We start from the raw sequence: 24,439 nt of genomic DNA, 5'->3' as shown, positions 1-24,439 counted from the left end.
GTCGGACGTGCGCCGGTGTTCGGCCGACGCGACGCCCGTCACGCTATTCGACTCTCCGTGACGGAAACGCCAGCAATATACCCTTTTTGTGTGACTATTCGGGCCATAGGGCATTAAGTACGTGGGTCGCTGTCACCCTCCGTGTCGGGTGGATCGGGTGCCGGCCGCGGGGACGGTCGTCTCCGGTGTGTTCCATCCGGAGACGCGCACCCTGGGCGCGGAACCGTGCAGGTCGGCCGTCCGGTAGGTGGCGGTGAGCGTCGTGGACTCGCCGGGCCACAGGCTGACCTGGTTGTCGGACCACTGAACGGGCAGGACAGGCTTGCCGGCCGAGTCCACGAGGTGCACGTCGGTGAGCAGTGACGGAGTCTTCCCGGTCCCGGTGTTCCGTACCGTGACCGTCGTCGTGGACGCGCCGTGCACGCCGACCGAGGTCGAAGCCGTCGCCGAAACCGGCACCTGTGCCATGGAGTTGAGCCCCTTGAGGTCCGCGTAACTCGTCGTCGGCGTGTAGTACCAGTCGGTCTTGGCCCAGTCGAGGGTGTCGGGCTCGGTGGACAGCCAGTAGACGTTGCGGCTGACCTCCTTTCCCTCGGCGTCGGTGAGGACGAGGCGTGCCAGGTATGTCGTCGACAGGCCGGTCACGGAGGACGGCACGGTGAGGGGAGTGCTGTGGGCGCCGTCCCCGTCCACGCCCACCCCGGTCGCCGACCTGTCGTACTTCTGCGTGCCGTCGGTGTTGAAGAGCGTGACCCGGGCCGTGAGTCCGGACGCGGAGGCGTGCCGGTTGTTCACGACGACGACCGAGCGGGTGTCGTAGGAGTACTGGATGTGCAGCGGCTCGTGCGCCTTCCTGGCGCCGAAGTAGGCACCACCCTGATCGAGGTAACGGTCCATCAACTGCCAGTGCAGCGACGTCCATCCGCTGTTGAACATCCAGTAGACGACCCCGGTCGCGGGCTTGGCGGAGTCGGTGGCGTTGCGCCCGTACGCCTCGTACTGCGCGCGCACGTTCTCGTACTGGGCGAGCTGTGCCTTGCGCACGTAGTCGGTGAGGCCGCTCGGCGCTCCGTAGCGTCCCGCGAGCGCTTTGTCGTACAGCTTGAGCGTGCCGAAGGTCGACGACGGTGAGCGGTGGTACTGCTTGGTGGTCGGGCTCTTCCACAGGGTGTCCAGCTCGGTGGGGGACATCATGCGGCGCAGGGTGTCGAGGGTGGGGATGTCGGGGCCCGCGCTGGTCTCGGAGTTGAAGCCGGTGGCGCCGCCCTCGCGCTTGGCGTACCAGTAGTTCGGCGGGATCCAGTCGTAGGGACCGGTCATTTTCATGCCCGAACGGCCGCTGACCGGCGAGGACTTGTCGGAGGCGGCGGCGACCACGGGGTTGGGCCAGTCGGCGGCCCGCAGCGCGTCGAGGTAGTTCTTCTCGATCGTCGCGTCCGGCGCGAAGTCGCTGCCGATGAGGAAGGAGATGACGCTGGGGTGGTCGCGCAGCCGGGCCGCCTCGGCGGCCATCGACGCCTTGGCGACGGGATAGTCGGCCGCGGTCCACTTCTCCCCGGCCTCGCTGCCGTTGACGTTCCCCTCCCACTTGTCGCAGCACTCCCAGCCGGGCAGCGTGAGGATGCCGTACCGGTCGGCGAGGTCGAAGAACTCGTCCGGCTCGATGTGCCCTTCGAGGCGGATGGTGTTGAGGCCGAGGTCCAGTGCGTACTTCAGCCGGTCCTCGACATACGTCCGGTCCCAGCGTAGGAACTCGTCGGGGGACCAGCCGCCGCCCTTGATGAGCAGCTTGCGGCCGTTGACGCTGTACTGCCGGGCGCCGTCGGAGTTGAGGGGCGCCTTCACCTCGCGGATGCCGAAGTGCTCGTGCGCGGTGTCCGAGGCGGCGCCGGCGACGGAGGCGGTCAGGTCGAGGCCGTAGAGCGGCTGCCCGCCCATGCCCGCGGGCCACCACACCTTCGGCGCGCTCAGATGGAGGCCAGGGGTGTCGGTGGGGGAGAAGGTGACGGTCTTCGTCTCGTGCGCGGCGAGGGAAACGGTCTTGCTGAAGGAGGCGTCCGGGCCGATGCTGCCCGACACCGTCGCCGTGACGGGAGCGTTCGTCTCGTTGCGGGCCCGTGCCTTGACCGTCAGGTCCGCGGAGGCGAGCGAGGGAACGGCGAGCTCGGTGACGACGTGCGCGTCGCGCAGTGCGACCGGACCGCCCCGGCGGACGAGAACGTCACGCACGATGCCCATGTTCTGGTCGGGCGGAGGCTGGAGCCAGTCCAACCAGCCCATGGTCAGGTTCTTGGTGGGCACGTTGGGCCGGATGCGGAAGGCCACCGTGTTCGTGCCCGACCGCACCAGCGAGGTGATGTCGAGTTCGTGCCGTGTGTAGGCGCCCGTGACATCGGCGACGGTGGCGACCCGCTTGCCGTTGACGTAGACGTCGGCGGCCGAGATCACCCCGCTGAAGTCCAGGTAGCTGCGCTCGGCGGTGTCCGTGACCGTGAAGTCCGAGCGGTACCACCAGGGGACCTGGAAGTCGGCCTTCGGGATCTTCTGCTGGTTGGTCGAGTAGAACGGGTCGGCGTACTTGCCGTCCGCGAGCAGCGCCGCGAGGACGGTGGAGCGGGAGCCCGCCGAGTACCAGCCGCTCGCCGGATAGCCCGGACTCGACACGTCGGCCGCCGCGTCCGTGACCTTGTCCGTCGACTGGATCGCGTACCCGGACAGCGCGGTGGCGCTGCCCGCGGTGGAGGGCACCGGAGTGACCGGCGTGTGTGCGGCCGTGTCTGATCCGGCGCCCCGAGACCCGGCCCACGCGCTGGTGGAGAGGGTGCACAGGAGGCACAGGGCGACGGCGGCCGTGGCGGAACGCCGTCTTGGGGCAGGACGGTGGAACACGGTGGTCTCCTTGGGGGTGGGGAACATCCGCGCTACGGGATCGCGTGCCGGCACTGCCAGGCGGGAGCAAGGCGAGTAGGAGCACGAAGCTACAAGTTAGGAAACTTTACTAACTGGCGCACAAGCTAGGTGCCCGAGCAATCCGTGTCAATCACCGAAGGCGAGCGCCCCGCTCAGGACGCCGAACGTCGCTCGAACACCACGTCCCTGGCGGTCCCGAGGGCCGTCGCCACGGCGCCCAGCAGTACCGCGTCCTCACCCAGCCGGCTGGGCACGATCCTCGGACGCAGCGGAGTGAGCGTACGCAGGGTCTCGCGTACGGGCCGCAGCAGCAGGTCGATGCTGTGGCCCACGCCGCCACCGAGCACCACCAGATCGGGATCGAGCACCGCGGCGGCCGCGGCCACCGTGTAGGCGATCCGCTCACCCTCCAGCCGTACCGCCCGCACCGCGGCGGAGTCCCCCTCGCGCGCCGCGTCGAACACGGCCTTGGCCGTGAGCTGGCCGGTCATGCCGAACTGCCGCGCGGCCTCGACGACGGCCACGCCCGACACCGCGTCCTCCAGCGTCTCCGGCTTCTGCCGCCCCGGCCACGGCAGGAACCCGATCTCCCCGGCCCCGCCGCGCGCCCCCGTGAACAGCCGTCCCTCGCTGACCACGCCCATGCCGAGACCGGTGCCGATCAGGATGTACGTGAACAGCCGGCTGCCCGCGCCGACGCCGTACGTGTACTCCCCGAGCGCCGCGAGGTTGGCGTCGTTGTGGACCTCCAGCGGGATGCCCAGCTCCTCACGCATCCGGTCGAACAGCCCCGCGCGGCCCCACCCGGGCAGATGCATCGCGTACCGCACCCGGCGCCGCTCCTCGTCGTACACACCCGGTGTGCCCACCACCGCATGCGCCACCTCGTGTGCTCCCAGGCCGGAGTTGGCGACGACCTGACGGGCCGTCGAAACGACGAGGTCGGCCATGGCGCCGGAGCTGCGCGCCCGATTGCGCACATCGGCGCGCGCGACCACGCCACCGTCCAGATCGGCGACCGCCACCCGCAGCCAGCCGCGTCCGATGTCGATCCCGAGCGCGTACCCCGCCGCGGGGTCCGGGGCGTAGAGCACGGCCACCCGGCCGCGCTCGGGCGCGTGGGTGCCCGCCTCACGCACCAGTCCCGCCTGCTCCAGCGCCGCGAGCGCGCTGGAGACCGTCGGCTTCGACAGCCCCGTCTCCCGCGCGAGCTGAGCCCGTGAGGCAGCACCGCCCGTGCGCAGCCGGTCGAGCAGCAGCCGCTCGTTGGTGCTGCGCAGCCGCTGCCGGTTCCAGGGCTGTTCAGGCTGCGCTATGGCGTCGCTGGCGGGCATCGCACCATTCTCACGCATGCGTGACACCCTCTTGACGCACCTAGTAAGTCTCCTTAACTTTATCGCCCAGTCAGCCTCGCCGGGCGAGTCGAGGGGAGCCCACCTCCCCGCGTCCCGAGATCAGGAGACCCCATGTCCGGAAGTCCGCCACCCACCGGCGGTTTCGTCCGTCGCGTCGGCCTGTTCCAGGCCACCGCCATCAACATGAGCCAGATGTGCGGCATCGGCCCGTTCGTGACGATCCCGCTGATGGTCGCCGCCTTCGGCGGCCCGCAGGCGATCACCGGCTTCGTCGCGGGCGCGCTCCTGGCCCTCGCGGACGGCCTGATCTGGGCCGAACTGGGTGCGTCGATGCCCGGCTCCGGCGGCAGTTACGTGTACCTCCGCCAGGCCTTCCAGTACCGCAGCGGACGCCTCATGCCGTTCCTGTTCGTCTGGACGGCCATGCTCTTCATCCCCCTGATCATGTCCACCGGCGTGGTCGGCTTCGTCCAGTACCTCGGCTACCTGGCTCCCGACATGGGCAAGACGACGGGCGACCTCATCGGCCTGGCCGTCGTCGCCCTCGTAGTGCTGCTCCTGTGGCGCGGAATCGAACACATCGCCCGCATCACGGCGGTCATGTGGGCGGTCATGATCACCTCGGTCCTTCTGGTGATCATCGCCGCGGCCACCGACTTCAGCTCCCACCTGGCCTTCACCTACCCGGCACACGCCTTCGAGCTGAGCAGCAGCCACTTCTGGGTCGGTTTCGCCGCGGGCCTGACCATCGGCATCTACGACTACCTGGGCTACAACACCACCGCGTACATGGGCGCCGAGATCAAGGATCCGGGCCGCACCCTGCCCCGCTCCATCATCTTCTCCATCCTCGGCATCATGGCGATCTACCTCCTCCTCCAGATCGGCACCCTCGGCGTCATCGACTGGCACCGCATGACCGACCCGACCGACATCGCCTCGACCTCCGTGGCCTCGGCCGTCCTCGAAAAAACCTGGGGCAAGGGCGCGGCCGACACCGTCACGGTCCTCATCCTCATCACCGCGTTCGCCTCGGTCTTCACCGGACTCCTCGGAGGCTCACGCGTTCCCTACGACGCCGCCCGCGACCGCGTCTTCTTCCGCCCGTACGCCAAGCTGCACCCCAAGCACCGCTTCCCGATGCTGGGCCTGGCGACCATGGGCGTCATCACGGCGATCGGCTTCCTCATCGGCCGCCACACCGACCTGGCCACCCTGATCCAACTCCTCACCACCGTCATGGTGATCGTCCAGGCGCTCGCGCAGATCGTCGCCCTCTCCGTCCTGCGCAAGCGCCAGCCGACCCTCAACCGCCCCTACAAGATGTGGCTCTACCCGATTCCCAGCCTCCTCGCCCTCATCGGCTGGCTCACCATCTACGGCTACGCCGACAAGAACTCCCCGGGCCGCCACCCCATCGAATGGTCCCTGGCCTGGGTGGCCCTGGGCTGCGTCGCCTTCGTCGTCTGGGCGAAACTGGAAAGGGTATGGCCCTTCGGCCCGAAGGAGATCAAGGAGGAATACCTGACCCCCGCGACCTCGGACCCGGAGCCCGCCGGAAGGTGAACGCCCCACTTGTCGCACCGCCACGGCCCCGCCCCACCCACGACCGCGTCGGCGCCCGTCACCCCCCGATCCCCGCGCAACGCAACGCCGCCCGCACCTCGTCCGCCGGATCCCCCCGGTGGTAGACCCGCTCCGACGGCTCGATCCCGTCCAGGAACTCCTGATACCGGACGGCATAAGTGAGATGGGCCAGTGGCCCGGCGACATCGAGCGCCCGAGCCGGGTCACTGCCGGGCACCCGCGACTTCCAGGCCTCCACCCAGTCCAGGGCGGCCGCCGCACGGCTCGACTCGGGAAGGAAGCCCTGGACACGCAGCCCGTCGAGCACCGGATTGCCCCAATGGGCGTCGGCGAAGTCCACCACGACAGGCGCCCCACCGTCGCTGCGCCAGTTCCCGGGGTGGAAGTCACCGTGCACCAGCGTGTCGGGCAGCCCGCACTCCGAGAGAAGCTCCCACCGCCCGGCCAACTCCCGAACTCCCCGCACCTCCCGCTCGGTCAACTCCCCGGCCAGGGGCCCGTCAAGCAGATCACGAACCGCCGCCTCAAGAACCGACGCGCGCCAATCCCGTACCCCCGCCACCGCACCGTCCCCGAACCCGCCCGAACCCCCGGAAGCCACCACGGCCTGCGCGCCGACGAACCGCTCCACCGCCGCACCGACCGTCTCCGGCGAAGCCCCCCAGCAGTCTTCACCGGGTATGTGCTCCATCAGGACGCGCCGCTCACCCACGCCGAGGAGCGTGGGAACGAGCCCCGGGTCGATCTCCGCGAACGCGGTGATGACGGCGGCCTCGTCCGCCGCGAAGCGCGGTGTCGCCTTGAGCCAGACCGGGCCGCGCGCGGTGGGCAGACGAAAGAGCCCGGCCAGATTCCAGGTACGCCGCTGCTCGACCGGACCGCTCACCGGCCGCCCCGCCGACACCAGCTCCCCGTTCGCCCAGTCGAGCAGCTCGCGCAAACCGTCCGCCCAGGCCCAAGGCGACCTGAGCGGCTCGACACCGTCCAACACCCGTGATTCGACGGGACGTTGATCCAACAAACCGCTCGCCGGCCGCTCCAACGCCTCGACGTGATACGTCACATGGCCGTCCCGCCCGCCCGCACCTCCTTCCACGTCCAGCAGGCGCAGCACCAGCACGGGCACCCCGAGCAGCTCCTCCAACCACCCCACGACCGGCCCCATTTCGGACCACCAGGGAACGTCCACGGCGTACGGCCCCGTGCTCCCGAGGAACTCATCACCCGAGGTCACCCACGCACTCACAGTTCTCGTCACGGCGAGAGTCTGAACGACCCAGAACGCCCCGGCCAGCGATTTTCGGCGGCCGGAACGCACGCATCGGAGGGGGAGCGGAGCCGATGGCGTCGGCTCCGCTCCCCTTCCCCCGGGTCCCCCAACCCGGTCCCCCCTCGGGCCCTGTGGCCTTCCGGGCCGGAGCGCCCCCCGCGCGCCCCGGACCGAAATCCTACTGTCCGACCCCGACCCGAGGGCCGGACAGCACATCGAACCAAAGCCCGGTGTCAGCCCTCGGCCTCGGTGTAGACGAAGGTCTCCAGCAGCCGGCGGTCCGCCGCGCGGTATCCCGGACACACCACGAAGGCGACGGGTCGCCCGGCCGCGCACGAAGGCCAGAGAGCGTGCTCCTTCGGATCCGCCGGGGTGCCGGGCTCCACCGCGAAGTCGAAGTGGCTGACATAGCCGCTGCCGGTCATGGCCCGGAACAGATGGGCGGCCTCCGTGCCGACCCGCTCCAGCAGCCGCTGGTGGCGCGCGTCGAGGCCCACCACTCCGGCGTCGGTTGCGATGCGGGCCAGTTCGGCGAGGTCGGGTTCCCCGAGCCCGCCCTCTTCGTCGGGGCCGAACAGCACCAGACACAGCCCGCTGATCAGCTGCGCCTGGCGCCGTAGGATGTCACGGGGCCGCTCCGCCGTCAGCCGCGGCTGGATCAGGTCGGGTATCCGCTGGGTGTACAACGCCCGTAACCGCTGGGCGAGTTCGTAGTGGACGAGAAAGTCCTCACGGGTGAGATCGGCCCGTTCCGCCACCTGAGCGACCCGCACCAGGTCCAGTACCTCGCTCTGCTCGTCGAGCACACGGCGGGTGTCCGCGACGGCCGTCTCCAGCATCTGAGCCCGTTCCTCCGCACGTTCTTGGCGCATCCTCAACTCGACCAGCCGGTCACTGAGCGGGCCGAGCGAGGCGAGCGCGGTCCGCTGGTCGTCCGCGACGGCCTCCAGCTTCCGGATCCGCGACTCCAGGGTGTCCAAGCCGTCCAGCCTGATGCTCACTTCGTGCGGCCGCTTGCCCTTGTCGCGGTTGAACAACACGTCTCCTCCTTCGGGGCGGGCCATGGCTATACGCGGTCGAAGTCGACGGAGACCCGGCTGGTCTCCTCGGTCGCGGGATCGAACACCTCGACCCGCAGTTCGGCGGCGCCGAAGTAGAACAGCAGCATGATCGGACGCTCCCGCAGTGGCCTGCCGACGGTGCCGGACAGGTCAACGGTCAGCCGGCCGATCTCCTCGCACCCGTCCTCGTCGACATACCGGGGATCGGCCTTCGCGGAGCGGTACAGGCGGACGTCGAGCTCGTCCTGGTCCTCGCGGACCGGCACGATCCGGAAAGGGTGGGCGTCGTTCACCCGCACGCTGTCCATGCGCCGGACCGCGACACCGAAACGGCCGACGCACAGAAGGTCACCCTCGTCGTCGCGGTACATGCGCATCGTGGAGTCCACCCCCTCCTCGAACGGCTTGGCCGTCTCGTAGCCGTACGTGTACTTGGCCTGCCGGGAGACGAACACGTCCGGGCGGTAGGCGAAGTGGACGGCGCCTTCCAGGACCGCGAGGGCCGGGTCCGGCGGGGCGAGGATGCGGTGCCGCTCGCCGAAGCGGGCCCGCATCCGCTCGCGCAGCCACGGGGAGCGGGCGAATCCCCCGACCAGCACCAGGGTCTCCGGATCCGCGTCCGTGCCGCAGGTCCGGCCGATGGTCGCGAGCTGCTCCGCGACCTTGTCCAGGATGCCGTCCACCCTCTCGTCGAACAGCCCCTTCACCTCGTCGGGAGACAGGACGATCTGCCGCGGCAGGCTGGCGTCCCGTGTCAGCCGCGCCCGCACCGGCTCGTCGAGGAGATCCCACAGGGAGTCCGGAACCTCGATCCGCACCGGGTCCAGCACATGGGTGACCGAATCCGCGTCCCGGTCCAGTTCCACCGTCGCCTTGGCCTGCTCCCACTGCCCGGACAGCTTGAGCAGCTCGGCGGGGTGATCCCGCGCGATGCGCTTCAGGACCCCCGGGCCGAAGCGGTCGGCGAGCGTCTTGTCGAGGAACGCCCGGTTGACGTATTCCGATCCCAGCCACCCACCGGTGGCGAGGCCGATCTCACGCAGCGCGATCGACGGACCGGCGTCGCCGTGCGACTCGTACGCCGTGATGTCGACCGTGCCGCCGCCGCAGTCGACCACCACGGAACGGAAGCCGTCGAGGTGCAGGGGCAGCCGGGCCCGCTCAAGCGGACCAGAGGCGGCGTCGGGCATCCGCAGATGGCAGTACAGGGCCGCCGCCTCCGGCTCGATGGCCAGCAGCAGCCGCTCCGGATCGGCGGGGAACCCCGCGTCCACGGCCAGCCGCCGCAGCACCGCCTTGTCCTCGTCGTCCCAGATCGCGGGAACGGTGATGCACCAACGGACCTCTCGTTCCGTGTACGTCATCCTCTTGATCTCCGCCGTCGCCAGGTCGCGGATCTCCTTGAGGTAGGCGGTGACCAGTCGCCGGATCAGACCTCGGTCGGCGCGGTCGACGAAGCCGCCCGTGACGGGCAGGTCCGCCATCGAACCGCCGCTCTTCAGCGCCGCCTTGAAGGCATAGGCGTAGCCGAGCCCCTCGGACTCCCCCTTCGCCAGGGCCTCGGCCCACCGAGCGCGCGCCTCGTGGCCCCAGGCGACCGTGTCCCCGCCGTCCGTCACCAGGATCGCCGTGAGGTTCTTCGGACGCTCCAGCTGCCGGCCGGGGAACCGCGTGAAGAACTGGACCCGTCTGGTCCGCGGATCGTCGTTGAGCGGGGTCCTCACCGTCCAGGCGAAGCCGGTGCCGTGCGTGCCGAAGTCGACGGCCGCCACCACCTTGGCCTCGTCCGAACCCATGACCAGTGCTCCTGTCTGCCGGTGCCCGCGCCCTTGCTCGCTGTAAGCTCGCTCACAGACAGAGTGGTGGGTTTCCGCGGGAACGTGGAGCGGTCGGCTGTTGCCAACGCTTTCTGGCAACAAGGGGCGGGAGCGGACCGTTGGGAGGATGGCGATCGAAGACAACGCGTTCGGCGCAGAGTTGCGCCGACGTCGGACGGCGGCCGGGAAGTCACTGAGCGAGCTGGCCGAAGAGGTGCACTGCAGCCGCAGCTTTCTGAGCAGGATCGAGACCGGCCAGCGCCGTGTCACGCACGAGCTCGCGCAGCTGTGTGACGAACGGCTTGAAGCGAAGGGCGCGCTGCTCGCCCTGGTTCCCGATCCGTCCACCGAGCGGATCTCGAAGACGATCGGCCCGGGCCCGGGGGAGCGGGCGGCCAAACTGGTGAAGTCCGGTGCGGGCAGGGGAGGTTCGGCCACCGCCCGGCAGCGGGACGAGTTCGACCGGCTGCTGCGGCGCGGCGACCTCAACCACACCACCGGGGACATGCGCGAGGCGGACCGGCTCTACCGGGCGGCGCACGCGAGCGCCGAGGGGGATCCCACGGCCCAGGCGGAGGCCGTCGTCAGGATGGCCCGCCGCTGGTCGGACCCCGGGCAGGTCGACCACGAACTGCTCCAGCTGATCAGGGAGAGCCTGGCCGCGCTGGGCGACGACGAGAGCGCCGATGCCGCCGGACTGCGCCTCAGGCTCAACGCGCACCTGGCGAAGAAGCTGTCCATGGCGGTCAGCCAGGACACCGCCGCCGGCCAGGCGGGCCCGGAGCAGGGTGCACGGCTGGCCCGCAGCACACTGCGCAGGCTGGCCGCGGACGGCAAGGACGACGAGGTGGCCTGCGAGGTGCTCACCGAATGCCGGTGGGGACTGTACGACTTCATGTCCACGGCCGAGTCCCTGACGCTCTCCGAACGCCTGCGGGACGCCGCGGTCCGGCACGGCTCGGCCTACTTCCGCGGCGAGGCGCTCATGGCCGTCGCCATCGACCAGCTGCGGACCGGCAAGGTGTACAGCGCGCTGGCCACGGCGAACCAGTACCGCAAGCACGCCGCGGACACCCGCGGCGTGCTGACCACCTGGCAGCAGCACACCCTGGACGCCCTGCTCGATCTGTGGCACGGCCGGTTCGACAAGGCCGCGGGCTGGATCTTCGGCGACGCGCTGACGTTCGTCGAGCGATTACCCGCCGATCTGGCCGTCCCCGCCGACAACCTGCACCAGACCCGCCTCGGCCAGGCCTACTGGCTGCTGCGCGAACAGGGCCGGATGGCGGACCTGTTCGCCTCCGGGCTGGCCGACACCGTCGAACAGCACGGCTACTTCCCCGTCTGGCGGGCCGGGCTCGCGCTCGCGCTGTGCGAGACGGGCCAGTACGCCGAAGGGGCGGACCGGCTCGTCGGGTTCGCGCACGACACCGCCGACTTCAGCCGGTTCCCGCCGTCCGGATGGGCGGTGCCCACACTGGTTCTGCTCGCCGAGGTGAGTGCCGCGCTCGACGCCCGAGGCGGATTCGAGTCCGAGCTGCGCCAAGTACTGCCGGTACTGCGTGAGCGGCTGGAAGCCCATGACGGGGAGCAGATCGCCCTCGCGGGCTGGCCCACCGTGCTGATCGGACCGACCGCCCGGGCCCGCGGACTGCTGGCCCTGGCCGCGGGAGAGCCGGACACCGCCCTTGCCCACTTCCGGACCGCGACCGAACCGGTCCGCTCCTCCCAACCGCAGCTGGCCCGCCTCCGGCTCGCCCAGGCCCGCGCGCTGCGCAGGTCCGGCCGCCCCGGCGCCGCCGCCCACGCCTCCGGGCTGCTGCGGGAGGCGCTGCGTGTGGCCCGGACGTACGGCATGGTGGGCCTCGCGGTCGAGTGCGCGGCCCTGCTGGACTCCACGGCGGACGACAGGGCCTAGCGTTCGGTCGGCGAGAACGTCCGTCCGCTAGGCCCCGTCCCGCCGAGACACCCGTGCCGCCGGGCCCCTTTCGAGCGGGGCCGGCGGCACGGATGGTGTGGAGCGGACGGGCTACGGCTTGCGGGCCACCGCCCCGTACATCGCGATGTCCGCGTCGCGGATCCCCGTCTCCGTGCCGTCCGGGTGCCACTTGTGGACCTGGACGATGCCGGGCTCGACGAGTTCGAGGCCCTCGAAGAACTCCTCGGCCTCCGTGTGGGTGCGCAGCCGCATGGGCATGTTGCGGGCCGCGTACTCACGGGCGACGCGGGCCACCTCCTGAGGAGCGAACTCGGCGGTGCCGATGGACATCGCCAGGTAGCTGCCCGAGGGAAGGGGTTCCAGCAGGCGCCGGACGATGCCGACCGCGTCGGCCTCGTCCAGGACGAAGTGGACGATCGCGATCACCGTGAGGGCGACCGGCTGGGTGAGGTCGAGGGTGTCGCGCAGTTCCGGCGCGCCCAGGATCGTCGCCGGGTCGAGCATGTCCGCCTCGACGTACGCGGTCTTGCCCTCAGGGGTGCTTGACAGTAAGCCCTGCGAGAGGGTGAGCACGATGGGATCGTTGTCCACGTAGACGACCCGGGAGTCGGGGGCCACCGACTGGGCGATCTCGTGGAGGTTGGGGGAGGTGGGGATGCCGGTGCCGATGTCCAGGAACTGGCGTACCCCCGCCTCCTTGGCCAGATAGGCCACCGCGCGGTTCATCCAGTCGCGGTTGGCCTTCATGTGGATCGGGAGGGCGGGCCACTCCCGCGCCATCGCGTCGCCCGCCTCCTTGTCGGCGGGGTAGTAGTCCTTACCGCCCAGGATGTAGTCGTAGATACGCGCGGAGTGCGCGCTCTCGGTGTCGATACGGTCGGCAGGCCATCCGTTGTCGGGCAACGCCGCCCCTCCCATCAAGTCGTCGGTACACAGCTGGTGTTCGTCAGGGCACAAGAACAGGCATAGGACTCGGACAAGGTTGTCAGAGGAGGAAGTCGGCCTCCCCCGCCTTGACGCCCGCAAGAAAGCTCGTCATTTCACGGGGCGTGAAAACCAGGGCGGGCCCTTCGGGATCGGTGGACTGACGCAGCGCGATCCGTCCGTCGCTCAGTTTCTTCGCCTCGACACAGGCGCCGCCCGCGTCGTCGCTCCACGGCTTGGACCAGCCCTGCGTGCCCAGCTCCCGGGACGGCATGCCGTTACGTATGTGGTGGTGCACTCACAGCTCCTTGCGAATCGCGCCGAGAAGATCCTCGGTCTTCCTGGCGGGCGCTGACTGTGCGCCCAGCCGGTCCAGGGCCTCGCGGTACACCACGACGTCGTCGTCCTTGTCGAGGTAGACGGCTCCCACCAGACCGTTCAGATAGACGATGTCCGGCAACTCGGGTGCCCTGAACCGGAAGAGATGGAACGCACCGGCCCGCATGGCCGGATGCGGGCCGTTCCTGAACGGCATGATCTGCAGGGTCACATGGGGGAGCGAGTTGACCTCGATCAGATGGTCGATCTGCGCGCGCATCACCTCGGGCCCGCCGACCGGCCACCTCAGCACGGTCTCGTCCATCACCACCCAGACGCGCGGCGGAGCGGGCCGGGACAGCAGCTCCTGACGGCGCATGCGCAGCGCGACCCGGCGCTCGGTCGCCTCGGCCGAGGCGTGCGGATTGCCCGCGCCGAGCAGGGCGCGCGCGTACGCCTCCGTCTGCAGCAGCCCGTGCACGAACTCCGCCTCGTACGCGCGGATCTGCAGCGCCGCCTGCTCCAGGCTCAGATACGCGGCGAACCAGTCCGGGAGGACATCGCGGTATGTGTGCCACCAGCCGCGCTTGTTGGCCTCACGGACCGACTTCAGGAAGGTGTCGATCTCCTGCCGGTCCGCCACGCCGTAGGTCTGCAGGAGCTTCTCGGCGTCGGCGAGCCGCAGCCGGGCCACCTTGGCGGCCTCCATCCGGCGGATGGTGGAGTGGCTGACGCCGATCGCCTCACCCGCCTGCTCGTACGTCAGCCCGGCCTGGGTGCGCAGCTCCTCGAGCTGCTTGCCGAGAATCATCCGCAGGACGGAAGGCGCGCCGCCCCAGTCGGTCTCCGTGGACACGCCTTACCCCCTCACAGCGGGCTACGAGGTCGCAGTCTGTCACGATCATCCGTTGACGGGGGAAGCATGCACCTGGCACATTGCAATTTTCAACTTGTCGGTTGCGAGGTGTTGTTGGCAGCTGCCAGAGTGGTCCTATCGTCCCTGGCCCGGTGAAGGGAGGGATCGTGCGGCCCAGTTGGGGGAGACGGGGCCGCGACGTGACGCCATGTGCGGCGAGTTGTACACATCTCGCGACGGTGCAGGGTCGCGGGGGACGGCATTGGCACCGCGTGTGGTGCGAAGGCAGACGAAAGGCGAACGGCGATGACCCCGCCCTCCCTCCCCCACCCTTTGGGCCGACCAGCAGGAGATGTGCATCCCCGTCGGGCACGTGTGTTCGCCCTGCCCGCGGCGCCCGCCTCGGTGGGTGTGGCACGAAGACGCGTCCGTGAGTCGCTCACCGAGTGGGGCGTCGCCCCCGAGGCCTGCGACAACGCGATCCTGGTGACCTCCGAGCTCGTCACCAACGCGCTGACGCACCCCTGAGCAGCGACTGGGGCGTCAGTCAAAGACACCGCCGACGGCTCCGGACACATCGTCCGAGCCGTACTGCCGTCGAAGGGAGGAGACATCGTGTCGACCGGCTCGCCGGCGACCATGACTATCGCCCGGCCCATCCCCCACTCGGCCGAAGGACCTTCATCTGATGGAACGACAGTACATTCCTGACCTGCGCGACCACCACGCCGCGGACGACCCGAACGACCACCTTGCCGCCTTCGACGGCCGAGAACACCTCTCCGCCCTCGGCGGCGACGACGACCTCTCCACCCTCGGCGGCCGCGACCACACCGCCGCCGTCGATCCGCGCCCGTACCCCGCCGCCTTCGGCCTGCGCATGTACATTCCCACCGCGCCGCCGCACGAGTCCCCGGCACGACTGGCGATACCCCCCGAGTTCTCCGCAGGCCTGGGGTACGACGCCGTGGGCACATCCCCGGAACACGGGGAACGGATCATGGACTGTCTGCCCCGCGTCGGCTGTGTCTTCGCCGACGAGGAGCGGTGGTGGTGGATCGTCCCCTCCGGATCCCACATAGGCGTCACCTGGCCGACCTCCACCAGCTACGCGGTGGGCGCCCGGCTGGCCGACCCGTCCTGGACGCGGGCCCTGCTGCGCTCACGGTCGGCCCGCCCCCGTCTGATCCACCGGCCCGAGGATGACTCGCCGTACACGCCGCCGATCCCGCTGTACTTCCTCACGTGCCGCCTCGCCGGCAGCACCCCGCGCTGGTCGCTCGGCGCGGGTATCTGAACCACCTCGGTGGGCGTCGTGAGGCCGGTCCGCGTGGGCGGGCCGGCCTGTGGGGGTGTTCGCTTCCTTTCGTGTGGCCTGGGCTCAGCGCGGGCATCGACGTGCGGTGCTGAGCCCGGGTGTGGGCCTCCGGTGCTGTTCCGGGAGTGTCCGCCGGGAACAGCACCGAAGGATGTCCGCCGGGCCTACGCCCGAGGAGTGCCTCTCGTCGTCGTGACCGCGCACAGCGCCCCCAGCACCACGGCCAGCGCGCCGATGATGATGTTGTTGAGCACGACGCCGGTGTCGGGGCTGGTTCCGACCACCCAGGGTGAGATGATCAGCCACGCGCCCATCGCGCAGATGGCCCAGCTCAGGCCGTACATTCTCTCGGGGGCCCTGGTGAATCCGAGGGCCAGCAGGCCTATGGCGATGCCCATGATGAGGTTGTGCGTCGCCAGGGCGGGCTGGCTCGTCATGTAGTGGAGTATCCACGGGGACACGGCGCAGTACAGACCGAGCAGGAACACCGGTCCGTCGACGAGCGCCACATCGCGGCCACCGAGCATGCGGTCGTACCGCTCCCGCATTTCGGATGCGTCGGGGTGGGTCGTGATGTCACCTCTGGGGTGCGAGACGTTGGCCATGAGTCGTCTCCTTCGTTCTCTGCAGGCCTGACCGCTTCTGGTGTGTGGTGTGCGGTGTGCGGTTGGCGCCGCTTGTTTTCATTGTGCTCTTATTTCTTCTTTATGTGTAGAGGTGGCCTTTCTCCGTATCGGGACCGGACGTTCACCCGACGGCCTCCGCGCGCAGGCCGCGGCGCAACTGGTGCAGGCCCCGCCGGGAGTGGCTCTTGACGGTGCCCAGCGGCCAGCCGGTGCGCTGGGCGATCTGGGTCTGGGTCAGGTCCTCGTAGAAGGCGAGGTGCAGCACCCGGCGCTGGGACGCGGGGAGTCTGGCGAGCTCGCCGCGCAGGAGGACACGGTCGAGCACGGTCTCGGGGCGGCCGTAGGTGTCGTCGAGCGGGCCGAGGAGGGCTCCGGCGGCGGCGAGCAGATCGGTGCGGCGGGTCCGGGCGGAGAGCGCGTCGGCGATCTTGCGGCGGGTGATGCCGACGAGCCAGCCGACGAACGCGCCGCGCTCGGGTCGATAACCCTGTCGGCCCTGCCAGGCGGCCAGGAACACCTGCTGGGTGACGTCCTCGGCCTCCCGGGGGTCGCCCAGCGAACGTCCGGCGAGTGTGTGCACCAGCGTTCCCCAGCGGCGGTAGGCGGCGGTCAGACACTCCTCGTCGCCGTCCACGAGGCCCTGGGCGAGATCCGCGTCGGAAAGCGTCTTCAGCCGCCCGTCGACGCACTGCTCGGTGAGGGAATCCAGGATCATGGCCACGGCTCCTCGGTTCGGGCGGGCTCCCGGTCGCCGGGCGCCTCCCGTGACGCGCCCGGTGATCCCCATCGTGTGAACCGAGGCGCAGGGCGACAACTCGCATCGTTTGTGCGTCGTATGGTCGCCGTATGGGCGAGAACCAACCGGCACAGCGGCGGGAGACGGCCGCGCGGTCCGACGAGGCGGGCGTCACGACGGGTTCGCTGGCCCGCCGCCTCGGGGTGTCGCCCACGACCCTGCGTTCCTGGGACCGGAGGTACGGCTTGGGCCCCGCGGTCCGTTCCGCCGGTCGGCACCGCCGCTGGACGCCGCGGGACGTGGTGATGCTCGAGGAGATGTGCCGCCTGACCTCGGCCGGGGTGCCGCCCGCCGAGGCGGCCCGGACCGTCCGGGAGGGTGAAGGGCGGATTCAGCCCGGGCCCGAGCGGGCCGGGGGAGGCGATCAGCCCGGTGGGCACCGTTCGCAGGCGGCCGGTGCGCTGCCGCTCGGTGACGTCCGTCAGGAGTGCAGGGGCCTCGCGCGCGCCGCGGTGCGCCTCGACGCCCCCGCCGTGGGCGACCAGCTGGCCTCGCTCGTGGCGCGCCACGGCGTGGTCCTCGCCTGGGATGAGGTGATGGTGCCGACTCTGCACGCGGTCGGACGCAAGTGGGAATCCTCGGGCGACCGTTACGTGGAGGTGGAACACCTGCTGTCCTGGCACATCTCACGCGCCCTGCACCGTGCCACCGAGCCGGTCGGCCCCGCGGGAGCCCCGGCCGCCGGAGCGGGACCGGTGGTGCTGGCATGCGTCCCGGGGGAACAGCACAGCCTGGCGCTGGAGGCGCTGCACGCGGGTCTCGTCGAACTCGGCGTGCCCACCCGGATGTTCGGCGCCGCGGTCCCCACCGAGGCGCTGACCGCGGCCGTACGACGGCTCGGCCCGTCGGCCGTCCTGCTGTGGGCCCAGACGCGTTCGACGGCGGACCTGCCCCTGGCCCGGCATGTCGCGGGCACCCAGTGGGGCGTCAAGGGGGCCCGCGGTCATCCCGCCGTGCTGCTCGGCGGACCGGGCTGGGCGGGCCGCCCGGTGCGAGGGATGCTCCGCCCGCCCGGGCTGCGGGACGCCCTCGGAACCCTCTCGAGCCTGTACGGCCCACCCGTCCCGGTCGCCCGGAGCTGACCGCCCGGGCGCCGGTGAGCCGGGGTGCGGCTCAGCCGACCGTCCCGGTGGGCGAGGGGGAGCTGCCGGCGGGCGGGGTGAGCACAGCGGTCGGCTCACCCGGCGCGGGCGCGGGCGGCGTGAGATCGGAGGCGGGCAGCTTCGGTGGTGTGGTCTGCTGGAACAGCGTCTGGTCGAAGTTGACCAGTCCGGTCTTCTCCATCACCGTGATGTGGTCAAGCACCGTGACGTTGGCCTGGTCGGCCAGCTGGCGGACCAGCGAGTTCTTGGTGGTTGACCGGATCTTGGCGACGGTGTTGAAGATCGAACCGTGGGTCATCCGCAGGATGTTGGCGAAGTCGGTGTCGAACTGCTTGCCGGTTTCTCCGCTCAGCGTCGACACGAAGCCCTGCTGCTGAGGAGACGGCTTGTTGGGGATGGTGATGCCGAGTGCGGCGGCGACCTTGCGGTCGGTGTCGTCCAGCGCGGCATGGCCCTTGACCAGGTGGTCACCGGCGGTCCTGACCGCCGGGGTGGTGCCCTTCTGCAGACCCAGCATCCCCACGGGGTACTCCCACAGGCCGGCCGCCCGCACCTTGACGACGAAGTCGCGGTCGGCCTCGGTCACCGGGCCCGTCGAGGTATTTTCGATGACGCGGCTCTGATCAGCGGCCGTGGTCTGCAGTCCGAGCATGCTGGGGTACGCGAGCGCGGCGAGAGTCATGACCAACGCACCTGCCACGAAGACGGTTCCTGCGGTTCGTGCGATACGCATTGAGCCTCCTGGCGGGGCGGCGTCCCGGAGTCTGGGGTTCCGGCGGGCCGCTCGGTGGATCCGGTGCGTGGATCCGGTACGGGTGTTTCGGACGACCACGTATACGGCTGCGCGGGCCGGAGGAATCTCTAGGGACAGTAAAGCCTGTGCCGCGCCCCGCGCAGTCGTGAACGGCTGAGCCGCCGTCTCGTCAGCTGTGATGCCGCTGAGCCGTGAAACCTATCAGCCGTGAGACCTCTCAGCGGTGAAGCTGCTCAGCGGTGATGCCGCGAGGTCGTCATGTCGTTCAGCCGCGATCGCGAGCGGCCCTGAACCGGGCGAGCCCATCGGAGAGTTCGACGATGGGGTCCGGGTAGTCGTATGCGGCGCGCTCCAGGCCCTGGAGTTTCCAGGGTTCGTGCACGGCGCCGCCCGCGAGCCCCGCCAGCTCCGGCACCCAGCGACGGACGTACTCCCCGTCCGGGTCGTACCGTTTGGCCTGCTTCACCGGGTTGAGGACGCGGCCCGGCCGCGAGTCCGTGCCCGTTCCGGCCATCCACTGCCAGTTGAGCTGGTTGTTCGCGACATCGCCGTCCACCAGCAGGTCCAGGAAGTGCCGGGCCCCCACCCGCCAGTCCACGTACAGCGTCTTGGTGAGAAAGCTCGCGGCCAGCAGCCGAGCCCGGTTGTGCATCCAGCCCTCGTACCGCAGCTGGCGCATCGCCGCGTCGACGACCGGATAGCCGGTGCGCCCCTTCTTCCACGCCTTGACGTCCTCGTGCGCCGCCCTTCCCGAGCGCCAACGGTCGCGCTTGGTGCGGTAGTCGGCGACGGCCACGTCCGGCCGCGCGGCGAGCACCTGGTGGTGGAAGTCACGCCAGGCCAGTTGCCGTACGAACGCCTCGGCGCCCGGGCCGCCCGCCGCGCGCGCCCGGTGGACGAGTTCGACCGGGGAGAGGGTGCCGAAGTGCAAATGGGGTGAGAGCCGGGAGGTGGCGTCGCCCGACAGGTCGTCGTGACCGTCCTCGTACGAGGCGATGTCCGAGCGCAGCCAGGCCGTGAGCCGCTTCCTGCCTTCCGACTCGCCGCCGCGCGCCAGCCCTTCCGACAGCCCGGACAGGCCCGTGCGGGAGGGGGTTCCCTCCGAGCCGACGCCGTCCGGCACCCGGATCGCCCGGGGGGCGGCGACCGGGTCCCGCAGCGGCTCCCGCGACCAGTGCCGGAAGTATGGTGTGAACACGGCGAAGTGGTCCGAGGTGGACGGAGTGACGGCGCCGGGCGCGAGCGCGGTGATCACGGTGTCGTGAACGTGCAGCCGGCACCCCTCGCTCTCCAGGGCCGCGCGCAGCCGCTCCTCGCGGCGGCGGGCGTAGCCACTGACCCCCGCGGCCATGTGCACCTCGTCGGCTTCCGCCTCGGCGACCACCTTGCACACCCGTGCGACGACATCGCCGGAGCGCACCACGAGACGGCCACCGCGCGCCCGTAGTCCGGCGTCCAGGTCCGCCAGACAGTCCGCGAGGAACGCCATCCGGTTGGGTGCCGTGAAGCCCGCGACGGCGACGGCGTCGTCGCGTACGAACAGGGGGACGAGCGCGGCCGAGCCGTCCAGCGCCGCGCGCAGCGCTGGATGGTCGTGCAGGCGCAGGTCCGAGGTGAACAGGACGACCGAGACGTTCATGGTGTGACTCCGGGACAGGGGGACGCGGTGCTGTGACAGGGCGGCGACGAGTGCGGCCATGACTGCTTCGGGCCGGGGGTCCCCGGCGGATGCGGGCATCGGCGAGGGGTCGCGGGACTCAGCGGGACGGCACGGCGGGCTGCCGTGCTCTCGCCGGTACGTCGGCCTTGGCCGCCGCCTTGGCGATGTTGCGGGCCATGCCGCCGAACACGAGGGCGTGGAAGGGCGAGATGCTCCACCAGTAGGCCTGTCCCAGCAGGCCGTGCGGATGGAACAGGGCCCGTTGCCGGTAGCGGGACCGGCCCCCGGCGCCGGCCTCGGCGTACATCTCCAGCCAGGCGAGGCCCGGCAGCCGCATTTCGGCGCGCAGCCGCAGCAGATGACCTGGCTCGATGTCCTCGACGCGCCAGAAGTCGAGCGAGTCGCCCACGCGCAGCCGGGCGGCGTCGCGCCGTCCGCGCCGCAGTCCGACACCGCCCACCAGCCGGTCCAGCCGGCCGCGGAGGGCCCAGGCCGACGGGAAGGAGTACCAGCCGTTCTCACCGCCGATGCCCTCGATCACCCGCCACAGCGCCCCGGGCGGCGCGTCCACGGCCACTTCGCGTCGATCGGTGTAGAGGCTGCCGCCCGCCCAGTCGGGGTCGGTGGGGAGGGGATCACTGGGCGCGCCGGGCACGGAGGCCGACGACCACCGGGTGGTGACCTGGGCGTCCCGTACCCGTTGCAGAGCCAGCGACACCGCCTCGTCGAATCCGAACGGACGTCCCGGGGGATCGGGGACGTACCGGACGATGTCGTGTTCGTGGCAGACGACCTCGTGGCGCAGCGATTCGGTGAGCGGGCGGGCGATGGACGCGGGCACCGGGGTGACCAGTCCGACCCAGTGGCTGGAGAGCCCGGGGGTCAGCACAGGCACGGGCAGGATCAGCCTGCGCGGCAGCTCGGCCACGGCGGCGTACCGCTGCATCATCTCCAGGTACGTCAGGACCTCGGGACCGCCGATGTCGAAGGTGCGGTTGACCTCGGCGGGCATCCGCGCGCTGCCGACCAGAGTGCGCAGCACGTCCCGTACGCCGATCGGCTGGATCCGGGTGCGCACCCAGCGGGGCGTGATCATGACCGGGAGGCGTTCGGTGAGGTAGCGGAGCATCTCGAAGGAGGCCGAGCCGGAGCCGATGATCACGGCTGCGCGCAGGACCGTGGTCGGCACGCCCGACTTCAGCAGGATGTCGCCGACCTCGGCGCGCGACCTGAGGTGCGGCGAGAGGCGTTCCCGGGGGACACCCGCCGGGGTCAGGCCGCCCAGGTAGACGATCCTGCGGACCCCGGCCGCGCGGGCCTGTTCGCCGAAGATCCCGGCCGCCTTCCGGTCGGTCTCCTCGAAGGCATGGCCCGTGCCCAGGGCGTGCACGAGGTAGTACGCGACATCGACACCGCGCAGGGCCTCGGCTACCGAACCGGCGTCCGTGACGTCGCCGCGCACCACCTCCGCGTCGTCCACCCATGGGTAATCGCGCAGCTTGGCGGGGGAGCGGGCGAGACACCGCACCCGGTGCCCCGCGTCCAGCAACTCGGGGACCAGTCGGCCGCCGATGTAGCCGGTGGCACCGGTGACCAGACAGTGCAGGCCGGGGCGGGGGTCGTCGTCGCTCATGGGTTCCTCCGTCGTTCGCCGGGCCACCCCCTTACCGAGTTCCCTCCCTCATCTCTTCCACGCGAATACGGCGGTCGGATGCGCCTGGCGGAGTCCTTGCGGACATGTCCGGGTGAATCGCGGGCAGGCGGGACAACAGGAGAGTCCGAGGTCAGCTGGAGGTGTCTGCCGTGATGGGCACGAAGGTGTTGGAGCGGTTTCCCGCGGGAGGCCCGCGCGGATCCTGGACGGCGGAGGAGTACGCGGCACGGCGCCGCACCGAGGGTCAGCCCGCGACGGTGGTGATGGACCTGAAGTCGGACGCCTTCCTCGTGGTGGTGCCGGTCGGCGACGAGGACTGAACGATCCCGGTCAGGGCCGATCCGACAGGCGGCCGCCGAGCTCCGCCGCCCTGCGCACGAACGCCTCGTGCAGGTCGTGAGCGGCACGAGGCACCGAGTCCGCCCGGCGGCGCCGCAGCATCAGCAGGACCCGTGTCGTGTCGTCCGTGAGCGGCCGGTGGGTGATCGCGCCGCACCGCTCGAGGGGATCCCCGATGACACTGAAATCGGGCAGGACCGTCGCCCCCAGCCCCTCGGCGACCATGAGCTTGCCCATCTCGGCGCCGTCGGTCGTGTACGAGAGGGCCGGGCGGCGGCCCTCCAGGAGCCGGTGGAGATAGCGGTGCATGACGTACCCGGACCGCATGGCGATCAGCGGCTCGCGTCCGTCCAGTAGGTCGGTCGCCGACACCGCGTCCAGTGAGGCCAGCGGGCTGTCCGGACGCAGGCACAACACGGGGCGGCCACGCAGCAGTTCGGTGGTCTCGAAGTCGGCGGGTAGGTCGTCACCGTCGAGGTGGTTCACCAGGCCCAGGTCGAGGCTGCCTTCCGACAGGGCCCGGTGGATCTCCGTCTGCTGGGCGCCGACCACCTCCACCTGCGTCAGCGGATGCGCCGCGCGGAACTCCCGGACCGTCGGGATGAGCAGCGGCACCGTCGCCGCGTTCACCGTGCCGACGCGGACCATTCGGCTGATGCGGTGCTGCTCCCCGGCCGCGCCGCGCAGCCGGTCCACCGCGTCCAGCACATTGATGATGTGGGGCAGCAGCTCCCGCCCCTCGGCGCTCATCCGTGCGCCGGACCGCTTGCGCTCCAGCAGATCGACGCCGAGTTCGCGCTCCAGGTTCCGTACGGTCTCGCTCAACGCCGGTTGGGAGAGGTGGAGTTCCTCGGCGGCCCGGCGCAGCGAGCCGAGCCGGGTGACCGCCGCGATGTATTCCAGTTGCTCTGTCCGCACGGCAGCAGAATGGGGCCTATTCCACGGCCCGTTCAAGGGTTTCCCTGTCACACGTTCGTGAAATTCGGTGGTCCGCGATACGAGACCGGTCGGGTTTTCCTTGACTGCCCGCACGGCCGGCTGCCACGATCGACGGCATGATGATGCGACTGGACCTCACGCGGCGACGCCACGTCGATCTCGCGCGCGTCTCCAGTGCCTCCTGTTGCACCGCGGCCTGAGTCCCCGGATCCGCCGCACCCCCTTGGCCCCAGCGCTGTCGTCGCACAGCCGTGTGCGGCGTTCTCACAGCACCGCCTGAATTCCGCGATCCCGCGCGCCGCCCTGAACGCACCACGTGAATTCGGCGTACCCGAAATTCGCAACAGGAGTTCCGCATGTCCGCAGCGCCCGTTAAACCCGCGGATCCCGTGAAACCCGTGAAACCCGTGAAACCCGTGGATCCCATGGATCCCATGGATCCCATGGATCCCGTGGAACACGTGAAATTCGCCCACTGGGTTCCCTATGTCAGTGGTGGCCAGGTCACCAGCAAGATCGAGCGGCGTACCGACGGGGGGCCGCGTGAACGGGAAGCACGAGCGCCGGACACCGGGGCCGAGCCCGAGCCCGAGTCCGTGCACGGCTGAATCCCCCCGACCTCCGCTCTCGCTCCCGCTCCCGAAAGAGGACCCCATGGCCACCGTCCTTTCCGTCTCCGGCAGTCCGTCCGTCTCCTCCCGCACCGCGAAGCTCCTGCGTCATCTGGACACCCGGCTGGCCGCGCAGGGACACGAGGTGATCCCGCTCGACGTCCGCACGATCCCCGCCGAGGCCCTGCTCGGCGCCGACTTCGAGCACCCCGCCATCGTCGAGGCGACCGAACTCTTCGCCCGCGCCGAGGGCGTGGTCATCGGCACCCCCGTCTACAAGGCCGCCTACTCCGGCGTCCTCAAGGCCCTGCTCGACCTGCTCCCGCAGTACGCCCTCACCGGGAAGACCGTGCTGCCACTCGTCACCGGCGGCAGCACCGCGCATGTCCTCGCCCTCGACTACGCCCTGCGCCCGGTTCTCAACTCCATGGGCGCCGCGCACATCGTCCAGGGCTGGTTCACCCTCGACAAGGACATCACCACGGGCGAGGATGGCGGCATCACCGTCGCCCCGGCCACGGCCGAGGCTCTTACACAGGTGGTCGACCAGTTCTCGGCGGCCCTCGGCCGTACGCCCCTGCTGGCCGCGGCGGGCTGACACC

General features: G+C 70.5%; 23 protein-coding genes. 9 read left to right on the top strand and 14 right to left on the bottom strand.

What is annotated here, in order from left to right:
• Window positions 1–132: 132 nt before the first annotated feature.
• Window positions 133–2,889, bottom strand: a complete 2,757-nt coding sequence (locus OG819_RS38900; RefSeq protein ID WP_266655485.1) for an exo-beta-D-glucosaminidase — start codon at window positions 2,887–2,889, stop codon at window positions 133–135.
• Window positions 2,890–3,062: 173 nt separating this feature from the next.
• Window positions 3,063–4,244, bottom strand: coding sequence for an ROK family transcriptional regulator (locus OG819_RS38895; protein ID WP_266655483.1), 1,182 nt, complete (start codon window positions 4,242–4,244; stop codon window positions 3,063–3,065).
• Window positions 4,245–4,376: 132 nt separating this feature from the next.
• On the opposite strand from OG819_RS38895, the gene OG819_RS38890 reads away from it, so the two are divergent.
• Window positions 4,377–5,831 (top strand): APC family permease, encoded by a 1,455-nt coding sequence (locus OG819_RS38890; RefSeq protein WP_266653810.1) that lies wholly within the window; start codon window positions 4,377–4,379, stop codon window positions 5,829–5,831.
• Window positions 5,832–5,889: 58 nt separating this feature from the next.
• Here OG819_RS38890 and OG819_RS38885 read toward each other — a convergent pair whose 3' ends face one another.
• The 3 genes from OG819_RS38885 to OG819_RS38875 form a co-directional block, all read right to left on the bottom strand.
• Window positions 5,890–7,005, bottom strand: coding sequence for an aminoglycoside phosphotransferase family protein (locus OG819_RS38885; protein ID WP_266653808.1), 1,116 nt, complete (start codon window positions 7,003–7,005; stop codon window positions 5,890–5,892).
• Window positions 7,006–7,355: 350 nt separating this feature from the next.
• The gene (locus tag OG819_RS38880; RefSeq protein WP_266632910.1) at window positions 7,356–8,162 is read right to left on the bottom strand and encodes a hypothetical protein; all 807 of its coding nucleotides are present in this window, start codon (window positions 8,160–8,162) and stop codon (window positions 7,356–7,358) included.
• Window positions 8,163–8,188: 26 nt separating this feature from the next.
• A complete protein-coding gene (locus OG819_RS38875; RefSeq protein ID WP_266653806.1) occupies window positions 8,189–9,979 on the bottom strand; it encodes a hypothetical protein in 1,791 nt (596 codons plus the stop codon).
• 148 nt (window positions 9,980–10,127) lie between these two features.
• On the opposite strand from OG819_RS38875, the gene OG819_RS38870 reads away from it, so the two are divergent.
• Window positions 10,128–11,918: a helix-turn-helix transcriptional regulator gene (locus OG819_RS38870; RefSeq protein ID WP_266653804.1), complete on the top strand. Its 1,791-nt coding sequence runs from the start codon at window positions 10,128–10,130 to the stop codon at window positions 11,916–11,918.
• 111 nt (window positions 11,919–12,029) lie between these two features.
• Here the strand turns inward: OG819_RS38870 and OG819_RS38865 are convergent, their stop codons facing one another.
• The 3 genes from OG819_RS38865 to OG819_RS38855 form a co-directional block, all read right to left on the bottom strand.
• Complete coding sequence (locus OG819_RS38865) at window positions 12,030–12,842, bottom strand: SAM-dependent methyltransferase (RefSeq protein ID WP_266632913.1); 813 nt, start codon at window positions 12,840–12,842, stop codon at window positions 12,030–12,032.
• An 82-nt stretch (window positions 12,843–12,924) separates the two neighbouring features.
• Window positions 12,925–13,137: a DUF397 domain-containing protein gene (locus tag OG819_RS38860; protein ID WP_266591662.1), complete on the bottom strand. Its 213-nt coding sequence runs from the start codon at window positions 13,135–13,137 to the stop codon at window positions 12,925–12,927.
• Between the two features lie 24 nt (window positions 13,138–13,161).
• Window positions 13,162–14,037 carry a helix-turn-helix transcriptional regulator gene (locus tag OG819_RS38855; protein WP_266632914.1) on the bottom strand — a complete coding sequence of 292 codons (876 nt, stop codon included), beginning with the start codon at window positions 14,035–14,037 and terminating at the stop codon, window positions 13,162–13,164.
• 354 nt (window positions 14,038–14,391) lie between these two features.
• On the opposite strand from OG819_RS38855, the gene OG819_RS38850 reads away from it, so the two are divergent.
• A complete protein-coding gene (locus tag OG819_RS38850) occupies window positions 14,392–14,565 on the top strand; it encodes a hypothetical protein (RefSeq protein ID WP_266632915.1) in 174 nt (57 codons plus the stop codon).
• 160 nt (window positions 14,566–14,725) lie between these two features.
• The gene (locus tag OG819_RS38845; RefSeq protein WP_323139405.1) at window positions 14,726–15,334 is read left to right on the top strand and encodes a hypothetical protein; all 609 of its coding nucleotides are present in this window, start codon (window positions 14,726–14,728) and stop codon (window positions 15,332–15,334) included.
• A gap of 185 nt (window positions 15,335–15,519) precedes the next feature.
• Here the strand turns inward: OG819_RS38845 and OG819_RS38840 are convergent, their stop codons facing one another.
• Window positions 15,520–15,960 carry an SPW repeat protein gene (locus tag OG819_RS38840; protein ID WP_266632916.1) on the bottom strand — a complete coding sequence of 147 codons (441 nt, stop codon included), beginning with the start codon at window positions 15,958–15,960 and terminating at the stop codon, window positions 15,520–15,522.
• A 142-nt stretch (window positions 15,961–16,102) separates the two neighbouring features.
• Window positions 16,103–16,696 carry a sigma-70 family RNA polymerase sigma factor gene (locus OG819_RS38835; RefSeq protein WP_266653802.1) on the bottom strand — a complete coding sequence of 198 codons (594 nt, stop codon included), beginning with the start codon at window positions 16,694–16,696 and terminating at the stop codon, window positions 16,103–16,105.
• A 131-nt stretch (window positions 16,697–16,827) separates the two neighbouring features.
• Here OG819_RS38835 and OG819_RS38830 point away from each other — a divergent pair, with 131 nt between their 5' ends.
• On the top strand, window positions 16,828–17,859 hold the full coding sequence (locus tag OG819_RS38830; RefSeq protein WP_266632918.1) for a MerR family transcriptional regulator: 1,032 nt from the start codon (window positions 16,828–16,830) through the stop codon (window positions 17,857–17,859).
• 31 nt (window positions 17,860–17,890) lie between these two features.
• On the opposite strand, the gene OG819_RS38825 is transcribed toward OG819_RS38830, so the two are convergent.
• The 3 genes from OG819_RS38825 to OG819_RS38815 form a co-directional block, all read right to left on the bottom strand.
• Entirely contained in the window at window positions 17,891–18,613 is a 723-nt protein-coding gene (locus tag OG819_RS38825; protein ID WP_266653800.1) for a DUF4142 domain-containing protein, read from the bottom strand.
• Between the two features lie 286 nt (window positions 18,614–18,899).
• The gene (locus tag OG819_RS38820) at window positions 18,900–20,273 is read right to left on the bottom strand and encodes a deoxyribodipyrimidine photo-lyase (RefSeq protein WP_266635040.1); all 1,374 of its coding nucleotides are present in this window, start codon (window positions 20,271–20,273) and stop codon (window positions 18,900–18,902) included.
• Between the two features lie 118 nt (window positions 20,274–20,391).
• Window positions 20,392–21,927, bottom strand: coding sequence for an SDR family oxidoreductase (locus OG819_RS38815; RefSeq protein WP_266653798.1), 1,536 nt, complete (start codon window positions 21,925–21,927; stop codon window positions 20,392–20,394).
• A 173-nt stretch (window positions 21,928–22,100) separates the two neighbouring features.
• On the opposite strand from OG819_RS38815, the gene OG819_RS38810 reads away from it, so the two are divergent.
• Window positions 22,101–22,268 (top strand): hypothetical protein, encoded by a 168-nt coding sequence (locus OG819_RS38810; RefSeq protein ID WP_165854173.1) that lies wholly within the window; start codon window positions 22,101–22,103, stop codon window positions 22,266–22,268.
• 10 nt (window positions 22,269–22,278) lie between these two features.
• On the opposite strand, the gene OG819_RS38805 is transcribed toward OG819_RS38810, so the two are convergent.
• Window positions 22,279–23,205: a LysR family transcriptional regulator gene (locus OG819_RS38805; protein ID WP_266653796.1), complete on the bottom strand. Its 927-nt coding sequence runs from the start codon at window positions 23,203–23,205 to the stop codon at window positions 22,279–22,281.
• A 137-nt stretch (window positions 23,206–23,342) separates the two neighbouring features.
• Here OG819_RS38805 and OG819_RS59200 point away from each other — a divergent pair, with 137 nt between their 5' ends.
• The 3 genes from OG819_RS59200 to ssuE all read left to right on the top strand — a co-directional run bounded on the left by OG819_RS59200 (window position 23,343) and on the right by ssuE (window position 24,435).
• Entirely contained in the window at window positions 23,343–23,426 is an 84-nt protein-coding gene (locus tag OG819_RS59200) for a putative leader peptide (protein WP_351305882.1), read from the top strand.
• 243 nt (window positions 23,427–23,669) lie between these two features.
• Window positions 23,670–23,834, top strand: a complete 165-nt coding sequence (locus OG819_RS38800; RefSeq protein ID WP_266655623.1) for a hypothetical protein — start codon at window positions 23,670–23,672, stop codon at window positions 23,832–23,834.
• A gap of 46 nt (window positions 23,835–23,880) precedes the next feature.
• Window positions 23,881–24,435 (top strand): NADPH-dependent FMN reductase, encoded by a 555-nt coding sequence (gene ssuE, locus OG819_RS38795; RefSeq protein WP_266632922.1) that lies wholly within the window; start codon window positions 23,881–23,883, stop codon window positions 24,433–24,435.
• Window positions 24,436–24,439: the final 4 nt, after the last annotated feature.

Origin of the sequence: Streptomyces sp. NBC_01549 (genome assembly GCF_026339955.1) — a bacterium.
Taxonomy (GTDB): Bacteria; Actinomycetota; Actinomycetes; order Streptomycetales; family Streptomycetaceae; genus Streptomyces.
Note: the sequence above shows the minus strand (reverse complement) of the source record. Positions and strands in the feature narration are given on the sequence as shown.